Genomic DNA, 19,901 nt, shown 5'->3' with positions numbered 1-19,901 from the left:
CAAGAAAAAATAGAGGAATTAACTTTGTATTTGATTCAACAAAACAAAGAAATTGAATTGTTAAAATCTAAAAACAAAGAGTTAGAGGAGCTAAAAACACTTGTAAAATCGTTGATTGAGAAAAATAAGTAATCATTTAATTTAAAAATAAGTAAAATGAAAAACTTATATATTTTTCTGCTCCTGTTGTTAGGAGTTGGAAGTTTTGGGCAGGTATTGCCTGGCGTAGAAACTAATTTGAGTCCTGGCGGTTTGCTAGAAAATGTTTTTGACAACTATGGCAATAAATACAGTTTGTCTGACATAAAAATCAACACCGCATCAACATCAGAAAACAGAGCTGTTTCAAGTAGTAGTATTTTGTGTACCGCAGGAATGTTTGAGTTGTATTTTGAAACAGGTAGTGGTATGTCAAGCACCACCGATGCCGCAGAAATAGCTCGCAGGACTGTTGTTTGTCAAGTTTTTACTGATTTATCAAATTTTATAAACTCCCTATTGAAAACAAATGGACAAAACAATAAGGTACGGATTTGGGTTCGAAATATAGGGAATATTAATGGAGTTCCTGCAAATGCATTGGGACTGGCTTCTTCTTTTTATAATATGCCAAAAAATACAGCTAATGGATTTGGTGGTATTATAGACAATGAAATATGGAAAACAATTACATTGGGTAAAGATTCCTTTACTAATGTAGCATCACCACTTTCTATATATAACACAAGTCCTAATGCATCTGGAGCATTTTATCACGGTATGATGGCGTTTAATTTTTCAGATGTCACTTGGAATACAAATTTAGCGATTAATTCTCCTATCGGACAGTATGATTTGTATAGTGTTGTATTGCATGAAGTAACACATGCTTTGGGTTTTGCTAGTTTGATAAGTAATACAGGTTCATCAAGATTTCAATTTGGATTTAATTATTACAGTAGATATGATGGATTTCTAAAAAACAATGCTGGCACACAATTTTTAATTACTAATGGAACTACTAATTGTTCAACAATGTACAACTATAGTTTTAATACAAGTTATTTAAGCACAACGGTACTTCAACCTAATACAGCATCTTGTATTACGCCAAATACGACCACTTGCGCAAATGCTGTAAAATTTATCGGCACATCGACTACGCCCGTTTACACTCCAAATTGTTTTATTGAGGGTAGTAGTTTGAGTCATTTTGAAGATTTGTGTGTTGCGCCGAATGTTAATGATGCGTATTTTGTTATGAGTAATTTATCCTCTAATGGCTCAACAGTTGGCTCAGTTAATACAAAACGATTCTTAAAACCAGAAGAACGAAACACATTGTCAGATATTGGATATAGCCTAAACACCACTTTTGGAAATAATAGTACAGCTTACGAAAGTTTCAAAAATTATGGAGGCACTTTAACAACGGGAATAAATGTCGCAGGAATAAATGATGGTATAACTACGACAGGAAATTATGCGTTTATGGTTAATTCAGGAGCTACAATATTCATAAATGATATATTGAGTAACGATAGTAATGCCACTAATTTTGAATGTTTACAAGATGTATATTCTACTGCTACGTTGCCAGTAATTTCTGGAAATTCCACGACAAATATATCTTTTAGCTCAACTGTTTCAGGGCTACATTTACTTCGTTATGTGCCAATTAACGCTACTGGTAAAAAAGGAAACATAACTTATATTTATGTTTATGTTTTAGATAGTGGTGCTTGTACACCTGTCCCAAAAGTTTGTGATTTGGTTATGAATGGTAATTTTGAACAACACAATGGATTTCCCACAGACGGAAGCCAATTGAACGGAATAGTTTGCGGATGGAATGCAGCTCATATATATCAATCTAATGAGTATTTTCATTCTGAAAATGATCCATCTCTTCAATTGGATGTGCCTTGTAATAGTAATGGTTATGAAAATGATAACCAAAATGGTAAAGCATATGTTGGAATGTTTAATCAAGAATACAATGGTAACTCATTTAGCGAAACAATTAGAACAAAATTGAAAAGCCCTTTACTAGCGAATACAGCATACCAATTGAGCTTTGATGTTTCTTTAGCTGAAGGTTATAGTTTAGGAGCTATAAAATTTCAAGCCTATTTAAGTACAAATTTATTTGTCCCAGCTGGAATTTCATATATTCCTATTGCTAATGAGCAAATGCTATTCACAAATCCAACATATTCAACAACTAGTAATGGTTGGGAAAGAATAACTTTTAACATTCCTCCAAGAAATATTGCAGGAGAAGAGTATCTGTATTTAGGTGGTTTAACCTCCGCTAAAGGGCCACTTTTGTATCCATTACCAGCTTCAACTCAAATAGCAGGGTGTGGTCCATCTCCATTTCTTGTGTTTCCATATTATTATCTTGACAATGTAAGTATTATTCCATTAAATGGGTCTTCTTTTAGTTTACCATCGCAAATTTGTATAGCATCGTCAATTTCTAATTTGAATACTTATCTTACTGCAACTCCAACAGGAGGCATTTACACTGGTAATGGTGTTATAAATTTAAATGGCGCATATTCTTTTAACGCTACACTAGCGGGATTAGGAGTTCATCAAATTACCTATGCTTACACTAATAGTTCTGGCTGTATCATTCAAATAACTAGTAACATATCCGTAATTAGCAGTAGCATTATTACAATATTTAATCCTGTAGCCCCAATTTGTTCAGGATCATCATTTCCTACACTACCTTCCATTTCAAATAATGGAATTACAGGAACTTGGTCACCAGAGCCTAATAATATTACTACAACTACATATACTTTTACGCCTAGTATTAGCAATGAACAATGCGCTTCAGTTACTAGTTTAACAGTAATCATTTATCCTCCTAATATAATCCCTACTTTTAATCTAGTAACTTCCATTTGTTCAGGAGCCACACTTACGGAGTTACCCACAATATCAGATAATAATATTACAGGAAGTTGGTCGCAAGCTCTTAATAACACTGCGACTACAACGTATACTTTTACTCCCGCTTCTGGACAATGCGCAACGACAACAACTGTAACAATAACCGTTTTGCCTTCTAATAATCCAGCATGCGCAGCTAATTGCTTGCCTGATTTAACATTATTAGGGCTTGAAATTAATAACGATGTTGTCTACCAACGTCAAGACTGGATTATAGGAAGTAATTATGGTGTTTCAGCAAATCAAGATGTAACGTTGAAAGCGGGAGATTATATTTTATTGAAAGGCAATACAAACACTTTTGTTAAAGCAGGTTCTTTATTTTTAGCACAAATTGAAGATTGCGAAATTTCAAATTCAAGAATAATTAATCCTAATTTTGAAAAACAAAGACTTGACAATCGTGATAGCAAATCTATTATTACTATTTATCCTAATCCAAGCAAAGAGTATGTAACTATTGATTCTGAAAGTTCAAAAATTAAATCAATAACAATTTCATCAATGGAAGGAAAGATCGTTTTCTTTAACGGCATTATAAACAACAATTCGCAAGAAATCAATATGAGTAATTACCAAAACGGAATTTACATTGTCTATATTGAAACTTTTGATGGTGAAATTTCAAGACAAAAACTAGTTATTGAGTAATCAAATCATACCAATTTTACAAAAGCGTTAACGAAAGTTGGCGCTTTTTTTGTGTATATTTGTGTATCAACAATCAAATCTAAAATTATTATGAACGCTATTAGACAATTTATTGAAGTAAAAAACAATACGTTTCAAGTAATTTTACCTGAAGGTTTTACCGCAAAAAATGTTGAAGTAATTATTATGCCCGCAGAAGAAAACAACAACAGTATTGCTGAATGGCAAAAAGAAATCATTAGAGATAGAATTAAAAATCCGCAAATACCAGTAGATGCTTTCGAAATGATGAATGAAATTGAAAAAAGCATTGAAAAACTATAAAATTATTGCTGATCCTAGGGTAAAACTCGATTTGCAAGATGCAATGGAATTTCTTAAATCAAAACGAAAAGATTTAGACTCAAAATTTTTATCCGATTACAAAAAGAGATTAAGTATTTTGAAAACCAGTCCGTTTTTTGAAATTCGTTATGACATTATTCGCTGTTTGCCATTAGAAACATTCAAATATATGATTCATTTTACAGTTAATGAACAAACTAAAATTGTCCATATTTACGGTGTGATTTCTACATATTTAAATCCCGAAGAATATTGGTTAAAACATACAAAATAAAGCAATTAATTTCTACAAATACCAAAAGCACCAAACGGCGTTCCTACTTTTTTTTTACCTTTACAAAAAATAATTCTTGATTACTTCATCAGACCTTTTCTCTATTTCAAACCAAAAGCAATTTGAAAAAATAGCTTTGAAAATTTTTCGATATCAGTACGAGAACAATGCTGTGTATCGTGATTTTTGTGTGCATCTTAAAGTAGAAGTTCAAAAAGTAAAAACACTACAACACATTCCGTTTTTGCCTATACAGTTTTTTAAAACCCACGAAGTGGTATCTAATTCAAATCCTGTTCAGGCAACCTTTACCAGTAGCGGGACAACAGGACAAACCACAAGCAAACATATAGTAACGGACGTTTCTGTATATGAAGAAAGTTACCTGAATGGTTTTTCACAATTTTATGGAGATATTGAAAACTATGTTGTTTTAGCCTTGCTCCCTTCCTATTTAGAACGGGAAGGTTCCTCGCTTATCTATATGGTGAATGATTTAATTAAAAAAACGAACAATCCAGAAAGTGGATTTTATTTGAACAATTACAAGGAACTGACTGCTAAATTAATTGCACTGGATTCTGATGGGAAGGATGTATTATTAATTGGGGTAACCTATGCTTTGTTGGATTTAATAGAAACACAAAAATTTCAACTCAAAAATACCATCATTATGGAAACAGGTGGTATGAAAGGCAAACGCAGAGAAATGATTCGTGAGGAACTACACGAGCAACTTTGCGATGGTTTTGGCGTTAATACAATACATTCTGAATACGGAATGACAGAATTATTATCCCAAGGATATTCGTTTGGAAATGGCGTTTTTGAATGTCCAAGCTGGATGCAAGTATTGGTTCGCGAAACGGAAGATGCTTTGACGTATGTATCACATGGTAAAACTGGAGGGATTAATGTGATTGATCTTGCCAATATTAATTCGTGTTCGTTTATTGCCACGCAAGATTTAGGGAAACAACATTCAAACAATTCTTTTGAGGTTTTGGGTCGTTTTGATACCAGTGAAATTCGGGGTTGTAATTTGATGGTGGTATAATATTTATTTCTATGAAAAACATTCTTATTCTATTACTTTTTACAACATCTCTATTAGCACAACTAAAACCAATAGAAGTCACATTAAATTCAATAACACACGACGATTCAAATCCTAAAAAGCGAACTTACTTTATAACATATCAAATAGAAAATAAAACCAACAATGCTATTTCGTTTTTTCTAACACCCAATACACTCATCGCCAATGCAGCAAGTTCAATGACTTTGTTTCCTATTTATAAAATTTATATCAATAGCGAATTCACGCCTTTAGACGGTCCGTTTTTTGAAAAATACGGCATTGATTGGGAGAGTTTTCTTAAAAAAAACGAAGGGTTAGACAAGAAATCGCTTCAAAAACTAGCAGAAGAAACTTTAGCCGATTATAAAAAAGCCAACCAAGTTATCATTGACAATTACAAAAATAATGGCGGCGTAATAACAGAAGACCATTGGATTTTAGAAAATGACAACCTTATGAAGTCTAAAATCAACTTAAACCCTAATGAAATAAAAACACTGGTTATAAAAACAAGTTGGAACAAAGACCGCTATTTCAAACAAGACGATTTAGAATATTATTTGGACGAAAAAGACAAATACGAATTTGAATTGATACTTGATTTAAAAAAGACGGCTTTCAAATCGCAGTTATCCAATGATGAATTTGATACAATAGAAAAAGATAAAAATTTTATCGAAGGAATTTTTACTTCAAATAGAATTGAAATTAACTTCAAATAATTTCATAAAGTGTGGCAGTTTTACACACTGATTACCCATTTTACACAATTTTTTTTCTTAGATTTAATTACAAATACCTTATAAAACCTTTAAAATAAGGCTTTTTTTATAAATTCCCCTTTTGGCACGATAATGTATTATAGATTAGTGTACAGAAATCTAAAATCTATCATTATGAAAAAGTTCATTCTATCAGCCGCAATACTTCTAGGAAGTTTTACAGCATTTGCTCAAGACGCTAAAACTGCAAAAGCTGAAAGTGCAAAACAGGAAACTCAGGAAAAGTTTAAAGAAGTAAAAGTTGAAGAACTGCCAGAAGCAGTTAAAACAGCACTTAAAGCAGGATATCCTGATGCAACAGTTACAAAAGCCTATATAAACGACAAAAAAGAATACAAAATGGATATTGCTGTTGGTGACCAAAAAGGGACTGTTCACACAGATGCATCAGGGAATTGGTTAAAAAAATAAGTTTAGGGGACTTATAATTTTGTTTCTGAAAGGGAGATTGTTTTTACAGTCTCCCTTTTATTTTACAAAAAAATTAAGAGATTTCTATTTAAAGAAGTTTATATTAGCCATAAAGTTGAAAACCAAATGGTTACTATATTATTAATTGAGGACGACATTGCTTTCTGTACTATGTTAGAAAAATTTCTAACTAGAAAATCGTATGCAGTAACGACCGCTTTTTCTGCTGAGGAAGCAAAAAACGCCACAAAAAACCAAAAATTCGATCTTATCATAACCGATTTGCGATTGCCCAATTACGACGGTATCGAACTTATGTTGGAATTTAAAAATCAGTTTCCTGAAGTACCTGTAATTTTAATGACGGGCTATTCTGATGTGAATACTGCTGTAAAAGCTATAAAAAATGGTGCTTCCGATTATATTTCCAAACCATTTAATCCTGAAGAAGTTTTGTTAGTTATCAAAAATGCATTACAAAAAAACGATTCTTCAAATACCACTCCTTCGAAGGAAACAATAGAGCCCAGAAATCTGTCTGATGATTTTGTAATAGGCATTTCTAAAGCATCCAAAAAACTTGCCGAGTACATAAAATTAGTCAGCCCAACCGATATATCAGTTTTAATTGTGGGTGAAAGCGGAACAGGCAAAGAGGTTATTGCCAAAAAAATTCACGAAAACAGCACTAGAAAAAACAACAATTTTATTGCCGTCGATTGTGGTGCTATTCCAAAAGAATTAGCAGCTAGTGAGTTTTTTGGTCATATAAAAGGCTCTTTTACAGGCGCTATAAATGACAAAATAGGTTGTTTTGAAGCCGCAAATAAAGGCACTCTATTTCTTGACGAGATAGGAAATTTATCGTATGAAAACCAGATTCAATTATTGCGTGCCTTGCAAGAACGCAAAGTTAAACCCGTAGGAAGCAATAAAGAAATTGAAGTCGATATTAGAATTATTACTGCAACCAACGAAGATTTGCGTGAGGCTGTTAAGAATGGAAATTTTAGAGAAGACTTATACCATCGAATCAATGAATTTTCAATTCAATCGCCTTCATTAGTAGATCGAAATGAAGATTTGATGATTTTTGCCGATTTTTTTCTTGAGAAAGCCAATCAGCAATTGCATAAAAATGTTATCGGTTTTTCTAAAGAAGTTATAGCTGTTTTTCAAAGTTATCATTGGCCTGGAAATGTTCGTGAGTTGCAAAATATTATCAAACGGGCAACGCTATTAACTTCAGGTGATTTTATAGAAAAAAATGTATTGCCTTTTGAAATTTTCCAAGCGGAAACCAAAAAAGAAAATGATTTTTCATTGGCAGAAAACGAAAAAGACACCATACTAAATGCACTCGCAAAAACAAAAAACAACAAATCGGAAGCCGCAAAACTGTTAGCTATAAATAGAAAAACGTTGTATAATAAATTGAAGCTATTTAATATTAACTGATCAATATTTCTTTTTCTAAAATGCTAAAAAGTTTCTTAATTCTCATTTTTAAATCTTTATAAATAAGATTTCTTTCTGAAGTCAAACTGTTTTTTAATTCCAATTCTTGTAATAAATCGCTAATTTCTGCCGCTTGAATTTGTTTAAACATTGGGTACATTCTGTGTGCAATTTGTTTTACTTCTTCAGAATTATGATCCAAAATAGCTTTTTCAAGTGTTGCTAAACTTGCCTCGGTATTGGTTACAAAAAGAGTTAAAACATCTTTAATCGCCTCATTTTTGTTCGGCAAAAACAACTTCAATGATTGTAGTGAATAGCCGTCTTTAAATTGATTTTCTTCCATAGAAACACTAATTTCATTGGGGATTTGATGATTGTTGACAATGGCGTTCACCACTTCAATTAGAAACTTTGGCGAAAAGGGTTTTCGTATAACCGATGTAAATCCAAATGTTTTATAGGCTTCATTATTTAAATCCGATTTTCCAGTAATCGCGATTATTGGCTGGTTTTTGTAGTTTGACTGTTTTATTCTTTTAACAAATTCAAATCCATCAATATCTGGCATTTGAATATCAGTAATCAAAATGTCATAATCAGTATTTATTATGGCTTCTAAAGCTTGGTTAGCATTTGTAAAAGCTAGAACTTCACAATTGTTTTGTTTTAAAACTTCGGTTGTAAGACACAATAAATTAATATCGTCATCAACAATAATTACAGTTAAATCTTTAAGATTTTTTGTGTTTTTTATCTCTTTCAAATTAGTTTTTTCAAACTGCAAAGGCAATACAATTTCAAAAATACTTCCTTTGCCATATTGACTTTTCAGAGACAACTTACCTCCTAAAATTTCAATTATTTTCTTAGAAATAGTCAATCCTAAACCAGTACCACCATATTTTTTTTCGATATTTTCGTTGGCTTGGGTAAACTCTTCAAAGATCAATTCTTGTTTTTCTTTTTCAATACCAATGCCTGAATCTTCAATTTTGATATGTATCAATCGAGTTTCTAAATCAGGCAAAACCGAAATCTTTATAAACCCATTTTCGGTAAATTTATAAGCATTACCAATAATATTTGACACAATTTGTCGCAGTCTAAAAGGATCGCTAACTATGCGGTTTAGTTTATGATCGGTTTCGATACTAAGTTCAATAGGTTTCAGGCTATAAACAGATTGTATGCTTTGGGCAACTTCAGTAATCATATCGTTTATTGAAAAAGGAATGTTTTCAATCGTGATTTTTCCAGCTTCAATTTGTGTGAAATCGAGCAAATCTTGCACCAGTTTTGAAATATATTCAGACGAATTTTTAATGTTTTCAGTAAAATAATTTTGTTTTTTATTCAATTCCGAATTGCCTAATAATTCTGTGTATCCCACGATGGTGCTTAGTGGTGTTTTTAGATCGTGACTAACGGTTGAGATTAATTGTTCACGGTTTTTAAGTAGTTTTTCGGTTTTTAAATTGGCGACTTCGAGTTGGGTTTTATAGGATTGTGTTTTAGAGAAATCGGTGATAATTAAAATAGAGAAAAAAACAGTAAGCAGTAACCCAATGATGGCTGCAATAGTAACAATATTATTGGTTTTTCGGAGTGAGTCTTCTTTTTCAAAATTATTATTTGTAGTGTTTATAATGATTTCTTGTTCGATAATATTTAATATCTTTCGTAGTTGCTCCGAAATGGAAAACTCATTTTCAAGCAATTTTTTTTCTTCAACACTTGCTGCAAATTTTCTTTTGGCTGTTTCTCTTTTTACATTATTCAATAATCTTTTTGAAGCAAATAATATGGAGTCCGAAGCTTTTTTGGTTAATGTATTGGTACTATCGTCTGGGATATTTTGGTTTAAAACCGTTACGTATTTTTTAAGCACATTTAACTGATAACTATTCATTGAAGACGGATTTTGAACCAAATCTTCTATGCGTAATTTACTTAAAGACAACTCCATTCGAGTCAAATTGTTTATGGCATTTTTTACCGAAACTTCACTATTGGTTTTGTTTTTTATAAGTTTTAATTGTTTTATGTTTTCGGTTTTTTTAGACAATAAATATTTCACACTATCCAATAATGTTTTTTGATATTGAGTTGTAAGTAATCCTTTTAAAGAATCTATTTCGAGTTTTAAATAGGTAGTTTGTTTGGTATAATTTTCAAAATCACTTTCGGCGTTAGACTGAATGGTTTGCCTTGCCATACTTTCCGTTTTGTATAAGTTAGAAAGTAAATTGCTAATTCTCAGTATTTTCGTTTTTTCGTTTTCAATTTTGTTTTCAGTAACAGAAAAAACTTTGTTTTCAGAATACAATTTCCAACCCACGATAGCCACAAGCAAAGCCAAGGCCAAATAACTGACAATTATTTTTACAGGGATAAAACTTTTTTTGGCATTCATTTCATTATTAAACGTTTAAATAGGTTAAAAATTATGACAAATTATAATTGTAGGTATTAGATGTCTGTTACAAAATATAGTTTACAGTACAATGAATTCAAAAAAACAGTATATTTATAACTATAAAGTTATTGAATTGTTACACTAATTTTTAAACCACCATAATTATGAATGAACGTAGAAATAATTTCGGAAGGAAAACAGAAAAAACTACAAGTAGAAAATTGAAATCTAGAGTAGATTTAACCGCAATGGTGAGCATTTCATTTCTACTCATTATTTTTTTTATGGTTACAAAAGAATTGTCAAAACCTCAAGCATTATTTTTAGGAATGAATGAATCAAGTTGCGGCCCAATTAGTTGTTTTTTTGGAGGAGATCGCTTTTTTACACTCTTGTTGGATGATAATGATAGAATAGTAAGCTACTCTGGATTTCCTTCATCTCCAGAGGCATCTCCAAAAGAACTAAAATATGGCAAAGAAGGAATTCGTAAAGAGTTATTAAATAAAAATCTTCAAGCCCAAGCCTATTCAGGAGACCCGAGAAAAGGTCTCATTGTAATTATAAAACCTAGTAAAAAATCTAATTTTACTAATTTGGTCGATGTTTTAGATGAAATGAATATTACCAAAATAACAACATATATGGTTGTAGATGATTTTTCTACTGAAGAATCGAAATTATTAGCAATAAATTAAAATATAATAATTTATTGGAGTAATAATTCCTAGTTCAATACAATGTCGTCTATAATAACATTACACCGTTGTCCACCGCAAATGTTTGTATCTACCGACCAATTAAATTTTATTGCTAATGGAAAAACTGCTGTAGATAAATTGATATTAGAATTGGCTGGCAAAGCTTGAAATCTATAACTATCTGGCGGAAAATCAGGAGGCAAAACGGCATTATCAATAATTAATTTCCAGCCTCCACAACAGGCACACAAAGACGAATCTTGTCCAGTTATTGCACCTGTTGCTTCATAAACGATTCGTTTTTCATTGCTTTTTTCTTCGTTTTTAGTACAACTTGAAATAACTAGCATTAATACTAAAAAAATGATTGTTTGAATTATTGTTTTCATCTTAATTGTGTTTTGTGATAATATGCAAAAAAATAAAATGGTTGCGTTTTTAGCAAAAAATCAAAATTAAAGAATCAAATACTTAGTTAAAAGACACTTTTATAACCAACAAAAAAATGGTTAATAACCTTACACTTTCAGACTTAAAAATTTATGTCAGATTGTCCCAAGATTCTATGAGATAATCTGACATAAACTGACTAAGTCAATTTGGGATATTTATGCAAGGAAATCGAAAAAAATTTTATTTTACAATCGGACAATTTACTGTAGCTCCAGCTGGCATACTAGTAAAACTTGTAGCCGTTGTTAAGTTGTTTACCGATGAAAAATTTGCATTTCCTAAAACTTGAACACTCCATAATGGGGAATAACCCGAATCAGCAGGTATAGTTCCAAGCACATTGTGAGTCTGCATAGTACCAGTTTCTTGTTTAAATCCCGAAGCTGGTCCCGAAGCAGGATTTGCAGAATCAGGATCTACATTAAACATCACATATATTGGAGATGTTGGTACCATTCCTGATGATGTTGCTGTAATTGATGCTTCACTGAAGTTAAAATAAGCCACCGCTTTTCCATTATACCATCCTAAAGTTAAAGTGCTTGAAACTCCTGTAGTATTGCTTTTTGCAGCTGTAGAACCAAATGGTACAACTGGACAATTTACAATTGTTGTAGTTGTTGTTTTTGTGTATGGAGAAGCTAAGATTTCAGCTTTACTTGTTATAGAATTAGGAACATAACTATCATTAACAACCACTTTGGTCACCACCCAAAAATCATTGTAACCAGAATCGCCAGGAATTGTACCGATAATATTATTCTGACCTGAAACTGGTGTGCTGCCATCTGCCTTAAAAAAAACATAGATTGGCGATGGAGTTGTAGGTTGCACATCAAAATTATAATATTTTGCAACTACACCCATTCTATCAAATCCAGTGGTTATAAATGGAGCGTTGTCAAAATTAACTGGGGCATTCGCTCCAGGTAATCCATTTGAAGTCGTTCTTACCATAAGGTGTCCAGCGGTTACACTAAATCTATCAACACTAACTTTTACAGCTGTATTAATATCTTTTGAAATTGGCAATATTGGAATTAGCGGTATATTTTCATCGTCATTACTGCACGAAATTGACAAGAAAGAGAACGCTAGCATTAAAAAAAAGAGATTTTTCATGATTTTAAGTTTTAAAGTTGATATAAAATTATCTATTCAAAAACTCAAATTATGTTAGCCATCTAACAAAAATAAAATATTATGATTTCTTTAAGACAATATTTTTTCCATTAAAGTCTAAGTAAGCATCCGATTTAAGTTGGTTTAATAAAATGTTCAGAGTGGGGCGAGAAATCCCTATTAAAGTCGCTATTTCTTTTTGTGAATATGGGTGTTTAATTACAAGTTCACTCGTTATTTTATTTTCAAAACCATAGTCTATCGATAATTCTTTAATAAATTCTTTTAGTCTAGTTTTGGAATCCTTGAAAAGCATTAATTGTATTCTTCTCTCTAGTTTTTTAAATCGATAGCCAATAAATTTATAAATTTTCAAATTAAAATCATTATCATTTAGAAGTAAAACATTCATCAAATCAAGTGAAATTATACAAATTGACGTGTTATTCTCAATTGCTTGTGCAAATTCATTACGTTTTTCTTCTCCTAAGATTGCTTTTTCTCCAAAAATTTCTCCTTTTGAAAGTATTGAAGTTATAATTTCTTCCCCAGATTCTGTTACATATCCTATCCTGACCTTACCAGAACTAATTAGGAAGATTTTGTTTGCCGAATCATTTTCAAAGTATACATAATCTGTTTTTTTATAATCATAAAATTGGTGTGAGTCTTTGTATGCATTATATTTATGCGGACAAAGCAATTGGAAAACATCCACATTCTCAAAAAACCAAATTGAATTATTCATAAACAACAATTTAACCAAATATACTGAAATTATCAATTAAAAAATAGTAGCCTACAAGTAATGAAAAGCAAATCACTTTTAAAGCAATTTATGCCATCAGTATGTGTTATAAAACACCCAAGGAATTATTCAATTGTATAATCTAAATACATAGTTTACACAATAAGGCCTTTTCAGCTTTAAAAAAAGAATAAAAAAACCCGAACAAAAGTTCGGGTTGATTTCTCCTATCGTCGAAATGACAAATATTGTCTAAATCCGACTAGTATCTGTAATATTCTGGTTTAAAAGGTCCTTCAACACCAACACCAATATAATCAGCTTGGTCTTTACGCAACGTTTCTAACTCAACACCTAATTTTGCCAAGTGTAAGAATGCTACTTTTTCATCCAAGTGTTTAGGCAACATATATACTTCGTTGTTATAGTTGGCACTATTTTTCCATAATTCAATTTGAGCCAAAGTTTGGTTTGTAAACGAGTTACTCATTACAAAACTTGGGTGACCAGTAGCACAACCTAAGTTTACCAAACGCCCTTCAGCCAAAATCAAAATTTCAACACCATCAATAGTATATTTATCTACTTGTGGCTTGATTTCAACTTTAGTATTACCATAGTTTGTGTTCAACCAAGCCATATCAATTTCGTTATCAAAATGACCAATGTTACAAACAATCGTTTTATCTTTCATCATTCTGAAATCTTTTTCTAGAACAATATCTTTATTTCCAGTAGTAGTAATTACAATATCAGCATTTCCAATCACTGTCGATAATTTTTTTACTTCAAAACCGTCCATCGCAGCTTGCAAAGCACAAATCGGGTCAATTTCGGTAACCGTAACAATCGACCCAGCACCTCTAAACGAAGCTGCAGTACCTTTTCCAACATCACCATAACCACAAACAACGACACGTTTTGCAGCCAACATCACATCGGTAGCACGACGCACCGCATCTACAGCAGATTCTTTACAACCGTATTTATTGTCAAATTTCGATTTGGTAACCGAATCATTCACATTAATCGCAGGCATAAACAACGTTCCCGCTTTCATTCTTTCATAAAGTCTGTGAACACCAGTTGTAGTTTCTTCAGAAAGACCTTTAATTCCAGGAATCAATTCTGGGTAACGATCAAAAACCATATTGGTCAAATCGCCACCATCGTCTAAAATCATATTCAATGGTTTTCTGTCTTCACCAAAAAATAATGTTTGCTCAATACACCAGTCAAAATCAGGTTCGTTCAAACCTTTCCAAGCATACACTTGAATTCCAGCAGCAGCAATAGCAGCCGCAGCTTGATCTTGTGTTGAGAAAATATTACAAGAAGACCAAGTAACCTCAGCACCCAAAGCAATCAACGTTTCAATTAAAACCGCAGTCTGAATCGTCATGTGTAAACAACCTGCAATACGAGCACCAGCAAGTGGTTGTTCGTTTTTATATTCCGCACGAAGCGCCATCAATCCTGGCATTTCCGCTTCTGCTAGTTCAATTTCTTTTCTTCCCCAAGCCGCAAGAGAAATATCTTTTACTTTAAAAGCCACGTAAGGCATCGTTTGTGTACTCATATTTATAGTATATTTGTGTAAAATTTTTGCAAATTTACGTACTAAAGTTGGAATTTAAAAATAATTACATCTTATTTAACTTTGGTAAAACTTTGACAATAAATAGAATAATAAATATATCCTGAGCTTGTCAAACTGAGCTTGTCGAAGTTAGGAGCTATTTCCCGCTATCCGTTGCAATCTTTTTTGCAATTTTACACTTCGACAAGCTCAGTGTGACAAATTGCAAAAAAGGATTTCTACTTCTATCGGGGCTAATAATCAACATTTTAGTATGCCTTTACATTCAATCATCAATCCAAATGCCACTACCCAAATTTACATTTGGAAAATCGAAGAAACCTTCGAAGACCTGTTCGACGAAGTGGCGCTAAACGATATTAACCTTCTTCGGTTAAACACTATGAAATCCGAACAACACCAACGTGGCTTTTTAAGCGTTCGCAAACTATTGCAAGAAGCAGGTTACTCCGATTTCGATTTGCATTATTCTCCTGAAGGAAAGCCACATTTAAAACCAAATAATCGTCTTACTGAGCCTGTCGAAGTATCAATATCCCATTCACACTCCTTTTCAACCATCGCCATAAGCGACAAACCTATTGGAATCGATTTAGAAATTGCTAAAGAAAAATCTCTTAGAATTGCCCATCGATTTATGGATATTACACATTTAGAAAATCTTTCAGAAAGTGATAAAATCAAAAAAGCAACTGTAGTTTGGGGCATCAAAGAAGCTATATTCAAAATCAAAAACGAAAAAGGAATCAGTTTTCCCGATCATATTTTTGAATCTGAATTTTCTTTATCCGACCAAAAAACCACAGCGCAATTGCGATTTAACAACCTCATCGAAAATTTTGAAATCCGCTTTGAAGAAATCGAAAATTTTATTTTAGTCTATGCATTTGAAGCTTAGCATTTATAGAAAAAATCCGTTTTAATCAGCTAAAATCCGCGTCATCCGCGTTCCAAATTAATGACAAACATCTACAATCAAATACTACAATCAAAATCAAAAAACGAGAAACTTCTCGCCATTCTTCTCGATCCTGATAAAATCGATTTAGAAAACATCGAAGTTTTATCCCAAAAAATTAACCAATCGCCAACAACCCATATTTTTATCGGCGGAAGTCAAGTAAATACTAATATTATAGATGAATTAATTTTAAAAATTAAACAAGCTTGTACTCTACCCATTGTACTTTTTCCAGGCAATCCTTCGCAAATTTCTGACAAAGCTGATGCCATTTTATTCTTAACTTTATTATCGGGTCGAAATTCAGATTATTTAATAGAGCATCAAGTAAATGCCGTTCCGATTCTAAAAAAAACAAATCTCGAAATCATTTCTACAGGTTACATTCTTATTGAAAGTGGCACAGAAACCGCAGTTGAACGAGTCAGCAAAACCAAACCACTTGACAGAAATAATCCTGAATATGCATTACAAACGGCAAAAGCTGGCGAAATGCTAGGCAATAAACTTATTTATTTGGAAGCGGGAAGTGGTGCAAAATTGTCAGTTCCATTACAAATGATTACTTTGGTTTCTCAAAATATAAAAATTCCACTAATTGTTGGTGGCGGAATTCGTTCCAAACAAGAAATTCAAAACGTTTTTAATGCTGGAGCAGATTTAGTTGTAATTGGAACTGCTTTTGAAAATAATTTGGATTTTTTTAACCCATAACTCACAACTCATAAAAAAATTTATGATTGACTTTTTCCTTAACGCCTACAAAAACGCTTCAACTACACAAATAATTCTAGAATTTATTGCTTTTGTATTCGGCATTTTAAGCGTTTGGTGTGCCAAAAAACAAAATATCTTGGTATATCCAACAGGTTTAATTGCCACAATAATTACTGTTTATTTACTATTTATAGCAAAGTATTTAGGTGATATGATGATTAATATTTACTTTTCAATAATGAGTATTTATGGTTGGTACAATTGGACTAAAAATAAGAATCAAGAGAACAGCTTACAAATAACACGTACAAATAGTAAAGAAAAAATAATAGGTATTGCCTTATTCTTAATTACAATTTTTGTAGTTTTCGGTATTTATAATTATTTCGATTATGAAATAAAAACGGAAAATTATTTTGATATACTTGCTGCAGGAATATTTTTTACTGCGATGTGGTATATGGCGAATAAAAAAATCGAAAACTGGACGCTTTGGATCATTGGTAATATAATAGTAGTCCCACTTTATGCCTATCGTGGGTTAGGAATGCTGTCCTTGCAATATGTGGTTTTTACAATTTTGGCCATTTCGGCGTATATAGAATGGAAGAAAATCTTAAAATAAAAAGTAGTTTAATTGAAGAGCAAAAGCTTACTGAAGTTCACTTCAAACAAGTGGAAGCTTATGGAATAGATTTGAATAAAATTGCCGAAGAACTTCAATTATTTAAAACTGGAATCCCAAAGGTAGTTGTAGAAAAACCTGCAACAAAAAATGATGGTATTTTGGTTTTTTCTCCAAATGAAATGGAGACGTTCGCTACCAAATTTGATACAGAAAAATCAAAATTTAGTCTCGAAAAATTTGTTCCCGCTTCTGGTGCGGCAAGTAGAATGTTCAAGTTTTTGAGTGCGTTTTTATTAGAATTTAATCCAGAAAAGGAAACCATCAATTCCTATATCAATCGTAAAAAAGAGACTTCATTACAAGCTTTCATTATTGGAATGGACAAATTCCCTTTTTTTACAGCGGTGCACAATCGATTAAAAGAAAAATATACTAATTTTGATTTGTGGAAACGAGACGATAAAAATTACTTTTTTATCAAAATTCTATTAGACCCTAACGAATTTGACTTTGCAAATAAACCAAAAGGAATATTGCCATTTCATTTGTATACTAAAGCTATTGAAACTCCAATTGAAGAGCATTTAAAAGAAGCTTTGCTTTATGCAAAATCAAACGGAATGGCTAAAATACATTTTACTATTTCTGGAGAACATCAAAATGATTTTGAAAAAATAGTATCACAATTTAATTCGAAAGAAATTGAAGTCACCTACTCTGAACAGCTAAAAAAAACAGACACCATAGCAGTTGATTATAACAATATTGTGCTAAAAGAAAACAATGAATTGGTTTTCAGACCTGGTGGTCACGGAGCTTTGATTTACAATTTAAATCAAATAAATTCAGACCTCGTTTTCATCAAAAACATCGATAATGTGAGTCATAACAATTTAAATGAAATTGCATTGTACAAAAAAGGATTAGCGGGTTATCTAATCGAAATTCAAACTACTGTTTTTGAAAAATTAAGAATTCTTGAACGTGATAAAGTTAGCAAAGAGTTGATTGTTGACATTCAAAATTTTATTGAAACCAATCTAAAAATTGAACTTTCAAAAGATTTTAAAAATTTTAAAAAAGAAAGCAAAATAAAATACCTAAAAACCATTCTCGACAGACCTATTCGGGTTTGTGGTATGGTTAAAAATGAAAACGAGCCTGGCGGTGGACCTTTTTGGATTCGTGACAAAGAAGGAAGTATTTCGCTTCAAATAGTTGAAAGTTCTCAAATTGATGTTCAGAATGAGAATCAAGTTCAAATTTTTAAATCGGCTACCCATTTTAATCCAGTCGATTTGGTATGTGGACTCAAAAATTACTATGGCGAAAAATTTAATTTATTCCATTTTGTAGACAATCAAAGTGGATTTATTGTCGAAAAAAGTAAAAACGGTATTGATTATAAAGCCTACGAATTACCTGGTTTATGGAATGGCGCAATGGCAAACTGGATTACCTTATTTGTAGAAGTTCCTTTAGAGACTTTTAATCCCGTAAAAACAGTCAATGATTTATTAAAATACAACCACCAACCTCAATAGTTTTGGAAACAGAAAAACTCCTACAAGAATTACAATACAAAGCTGTGCGAAGCTCGGGTGCGGGTGGCCAAAACGTCAATAAAGTTTCGAGCAAAGTCGTGCTGTCTTTCGATTTGAATAATTCAAAAGCGTTATCTGATGAGGAAAAAGAACTAATTGTATTGAAATTATCCTCAAGGTTAACTTCCGAAAATATCTTGATTTTAAACTGCGACGAAGATAGAAGCCAACTCAAAAACAAAGCAATTGTTACTAAACGTTTTTTAGAACTACTTAAAAATGCTTTGATAATTCCAAAAATCAGGAAAGCAACCAAAATCCCAAAATCGGTTATTCGAAAACGAATTAAGGACAAAAAGAATGTGTCTGAGATTAAGAGTAATCGAAAGAAACCGGATTTGGGATGAAAATATAAAAGCAGCTTTAAAGTACTCTAAAACTGCTTTATTATTTTACTCTAAATTCATTTTACTGTTTTATCATAATATACTCTCCACCTGGAATACTTAAATAACTTGGTGTTTGCACCGTACCGTTAATTTGAGATGGTGAATTACGAGATGACATAAGGTTATTGCTGGTTTGATGAATGTATATTTTAATTGCATCTTGACCATTATGGATAATTTTTCTTATTACAACACCCCCATACGCAGAACCTTCTAAAACACTAAGTCTAAGTCTTTTTTCATCAACGCCACAATCAGGACAAGGAGGTTTATTGCTGGTTTTTAAGATACTATTTCCTTTTATACTATGCATCCACTTATAATCATAACTTTCATTTAGTTTTGCGAGCGTATTGACTTTTGTAATATTATTTTCTTTATACTCATATTCTCCAATCATTAAATCTTCATAAAACTGTTGATTGTAAGCGAATACTTTTTTCTGTAACACTATTTTTAAATAAGTTCCACCATTGGAGTATATATATTCTCCTTCGAATGGATTGAGTAGATTATCAATATCTTTGTAGTATGCTCCAATTATTCTGTCTCCTATAGATTGATTTTTAATGTTAATTATTGGGTTTTGGGCCATACTTACTACAGAGATT

19 protein-coding genes are annotated in these 19,901 nt (G+C 31.9%); 13 read left to right on the top strand and 6 right to left on the bottom strand.

Features of this window, described 5'->3' with window-relative positions; all coding sequences use genetic code 11:
- Window positions 1-156: 156 nt before the first annotated feature.
- From RMO70_RS11730 to RMO70_RS11700, 7 genes are all read left to right on the top strand, one after another.
- Entirely contained in the window at window positions 157-3,597 is a 3,441-nt protein-coding gene (locus tag RMO70_RS11730; protein ID WP_310556626.1) for a T9SS type A sorting domain-containing protein, read from the top strand.
- A 90-nt stretch (window positions 3,598-3,687) separates the two neighbouring features.
- A complete protein-coding gene (locus tag RMO70_RS11725) occupies window positions 3,688-3,921 on the top strand; it encodes a hypothetical protein (protein WP_310556625.1) in 234 nt (77 codons plus the stop codon).
- A complete protein-coding gene (locus RMO70_RS11720; protein ID WP_310556624.1) occupies window positions 3,908-4,216 on the top strand; it encodes a hypothetical protein in 309 nt (102 codons plus the stop codon). Before RMO70_RS11725 ends, RMO70_RS11720 begins: the two co-directional genes overlap by 14 nt.
- A gap of 76 nt (window positions 4,217-4,292) precedes the next feature.
- The gene (locus tag RMO70_RS11715; RefSeq protein WP_310556623.1) at window positions 4,293-5,273 is read left to right on the top strand and encodes an acyl transferase; all 981 of its coding nucleotides are present in this window, start codon (window positions 4,293-4,295) and stop codon (window positions 5,271-5,273) included.
- 11 nt (window positions 5,274-5,284) lie between these two features.
- The gene (locus RMO70_RS11710; RefSeq protein WP_310556622.1) at window positions 5,285-6,019 is read left to right on the top strand and encodes a hypothetical protein; all 735 of its coding nucleotides are present in this window, start codon (window positions 5,285-5,287) and stop codon (window positions 6,017-6,019) included.
- A 174-nt stretch (window positions 6,020-6,193) separates the two neighbouring features.
- A complete protein-coding gene (locus RMO70_RS11705) occupies window positions 6,194-6,490 on the top strand; it encodes a hypothetical protein (RefSeq protein ID WP_310556621.1) in 297 nt (98 codons plus the stop codon).
- Window positions 6,491-6,616: 126 nt separating this feature from the next.
- Entirely contained in the window at window positions 6,617-7,948 is a 1,332-nt protein-coding gene (locus RMO70_RS11700; protein WP_310556620.1) for a sigma-54 dependent transcriptional regulator, read from the top strand.
- Here RMO70_RS11700 and RMO70_RS11695 read toward each other — a convergent pair.
- Window positions 7,941-10,364, bottom strand: coding sequence for an ATP-binding protein (locus RMO70_RS11695; RefSeq protein ID WP_310556619.1), 2,424 nt, complete (start codon window positions 10,362-10,364; stop codon window positions 7,941-7,943). The genes RMO70_RS11700 and RMO70_RS11695 overlap by 8 nt on opposite strands.
- Before the next feature lie 167 nt (window positions 10,365-10,531).
- Between RMO70_RS11695 and RMO70_RS11690 the strand changes: the two genes are divergently transcribed.
- Window positions 10,532-11,065 carry a biopolymer transporter ExbD gene (locus RMO70_RS11690; RefSeq protein ID WP_310556618.1) on the top strand — a complete coding sequence of 178 codons (534 nt, stop codon included), beginning with the start codon at window positions 10,532-10,534 and terminating at the stop codon, window positions 11,063-11,065.
- A 29-nt stretch (window positions 11,066-11,094) separates the two neighbouring features.
- Here RMO70_RS11690 and RMO70_RS11685 read toward each other — a convergent pair whose 3' ends face one another.
- The 4 genes from RMO70_RS11685 to ahcY form a co-directional block, all read right to left on the bottom strand.
- Window positions 11,095-11,457, bottom strand: coding sequence for a hypothetical protein (locus tag RMO70_RS11685; RefSeq protein WP_310556617.1), 363 nt, complete (start codon window positions 11,455-11,457; stop codon window positions 11,095-11,097).
- 244 nt (window positions 11,458-11,701) lie between these two features.
- On the bottom strand, window positions 11,702-12,643 hold the full coding sequence (locus RMO70_RS11680; RefSeq protein WP_310556616.1) for a hypothetical protein: 942 nt from the start codon (window positions 12,641-12,643) through the stop codon (window positions 11,702-11,704).
- Window positions 12,644-12,722: 79 nt separating this feature from the next.
- The gene (locus RMO70_RS11675; protein ID WP_310556615.1) at window positions 12,723-13,391 is read right to left on the bottom strand and encodes a Crp/Fnr family transcriptional regulator; all 669 of its coding nucleotides are present in this window, start codon (window positions 13,389-13,391) and stop codon (window positions 12,723-12,725) included.
- Between the two features lie 262 nt (window positions 13,392-13,653).
- Window positions 13,654-14,970, bottom strand: coding sequence for an adenosylhomocysteinase (gene ahcY, locus RMO70_RS11670; RefSeq protein WP_310556614.1), 1,317 nt, complete (start codon window positions 14,968-14,970; stop codon window positions 13,654-13,656).
- A gap of 274 nt (window positions 14,971-15,244) precedes the next feature.
- Here ahcY and RMO70_RS11665 point away from each other — a divergent pair, with 274 nt between their 5' ends.
- From RMO70_RS11665 to arfB, 5 genes are read left to right on the top strand one after another with little or no spacing between them, the layout of a single operon-like run.
- Entirely contained in the window at window positions 15,245-15,889 is a 645-nt protein-coding gene (locus RMO70_RS11665) for a 4'-phosphopantetheinyl transferase superfamily protein (protein WP_310556613.1), read from the top strand.
- Between the two features lie 60 nt (window positions 15,890-15,949).
- Entirely contained in the window at window positions 15,950-16,666 is a 717-nt protein-coding gene (locus RMO70_RS11660; protein WP_310556612.1) for a geranylgeranylglyceryl/heptaprenylglyceryl phosphate synthase, read from the top strand.
- A 22-nt stretch (window positions 16,667-16,688) separates the two neighbouring features.
- The gene (pnuC, locus tag RMO70_RS11655; protein ID WP_310556611.1) at window positions 16,689-17,294 is read left to right on the top strand and encodes a nicotinamide riboside transporter PnuC; all 606 of its coding nucleotides are present in this window, start codon (window positions 16,689-16,691) and stop codon (window positions 17,292-17,294) included.
- Complete coding sequence (locus RMO70_RS11650; protein ID WP_310556610.1) at window positions 17,273-18,841, top strand: DUF4301 family protein; 1,569 nt, start codon at window positions 17,273-17,275, stop codon at window positions 18,839-18,841. Before pnuC ends, RMO70_RS11650 begins: the two co-directional genes overlap by 22 nt.
- A 2-nt stretch (window positions 18,842-18,843) precedes the next feature.
- Window positions 18,844-19,248 carry an alternative ribosome rescue aminoacyl-tRNA hydrolase ArfB gene (gene arfB / locus RMO70_RS11645; RefSeq protein ID WP_310556609.1) on the top strand — a complete coding sequence of 135 codons (405 nt, stop codon included), beginning with the start codon at window positions 18,844-18,846 and terminating at the stop codon, window positions 19,246-19,248.
- A gap of 61 nt (window positions 19,249-19,309) precedes the next feature.
- On the opposite strand, the gene RMO70_RS11640 is transcribed toward arfB, so the two are convergent.
- On the bottom strand, window positions 19,310-19,901 hold a 592-nt coding region (locus tag RMO70_RS11640; protein WP_310556608.1), incomplete at its 5' end, for a DUF6705 family protein.

This window comes from Flavobacterium sp. (assembly GCF_031422135.1).
Classification (GTDB): Bacteria; Bacteroidota; Bacteroidia; order Flavobacteriales; family Flavobacteriaceae; genus Flavobacterium.
Note: the sequence above shows the minus strand (reverse complement) of the source record. Positions and strands in the feature narration are given on the sequence as shown.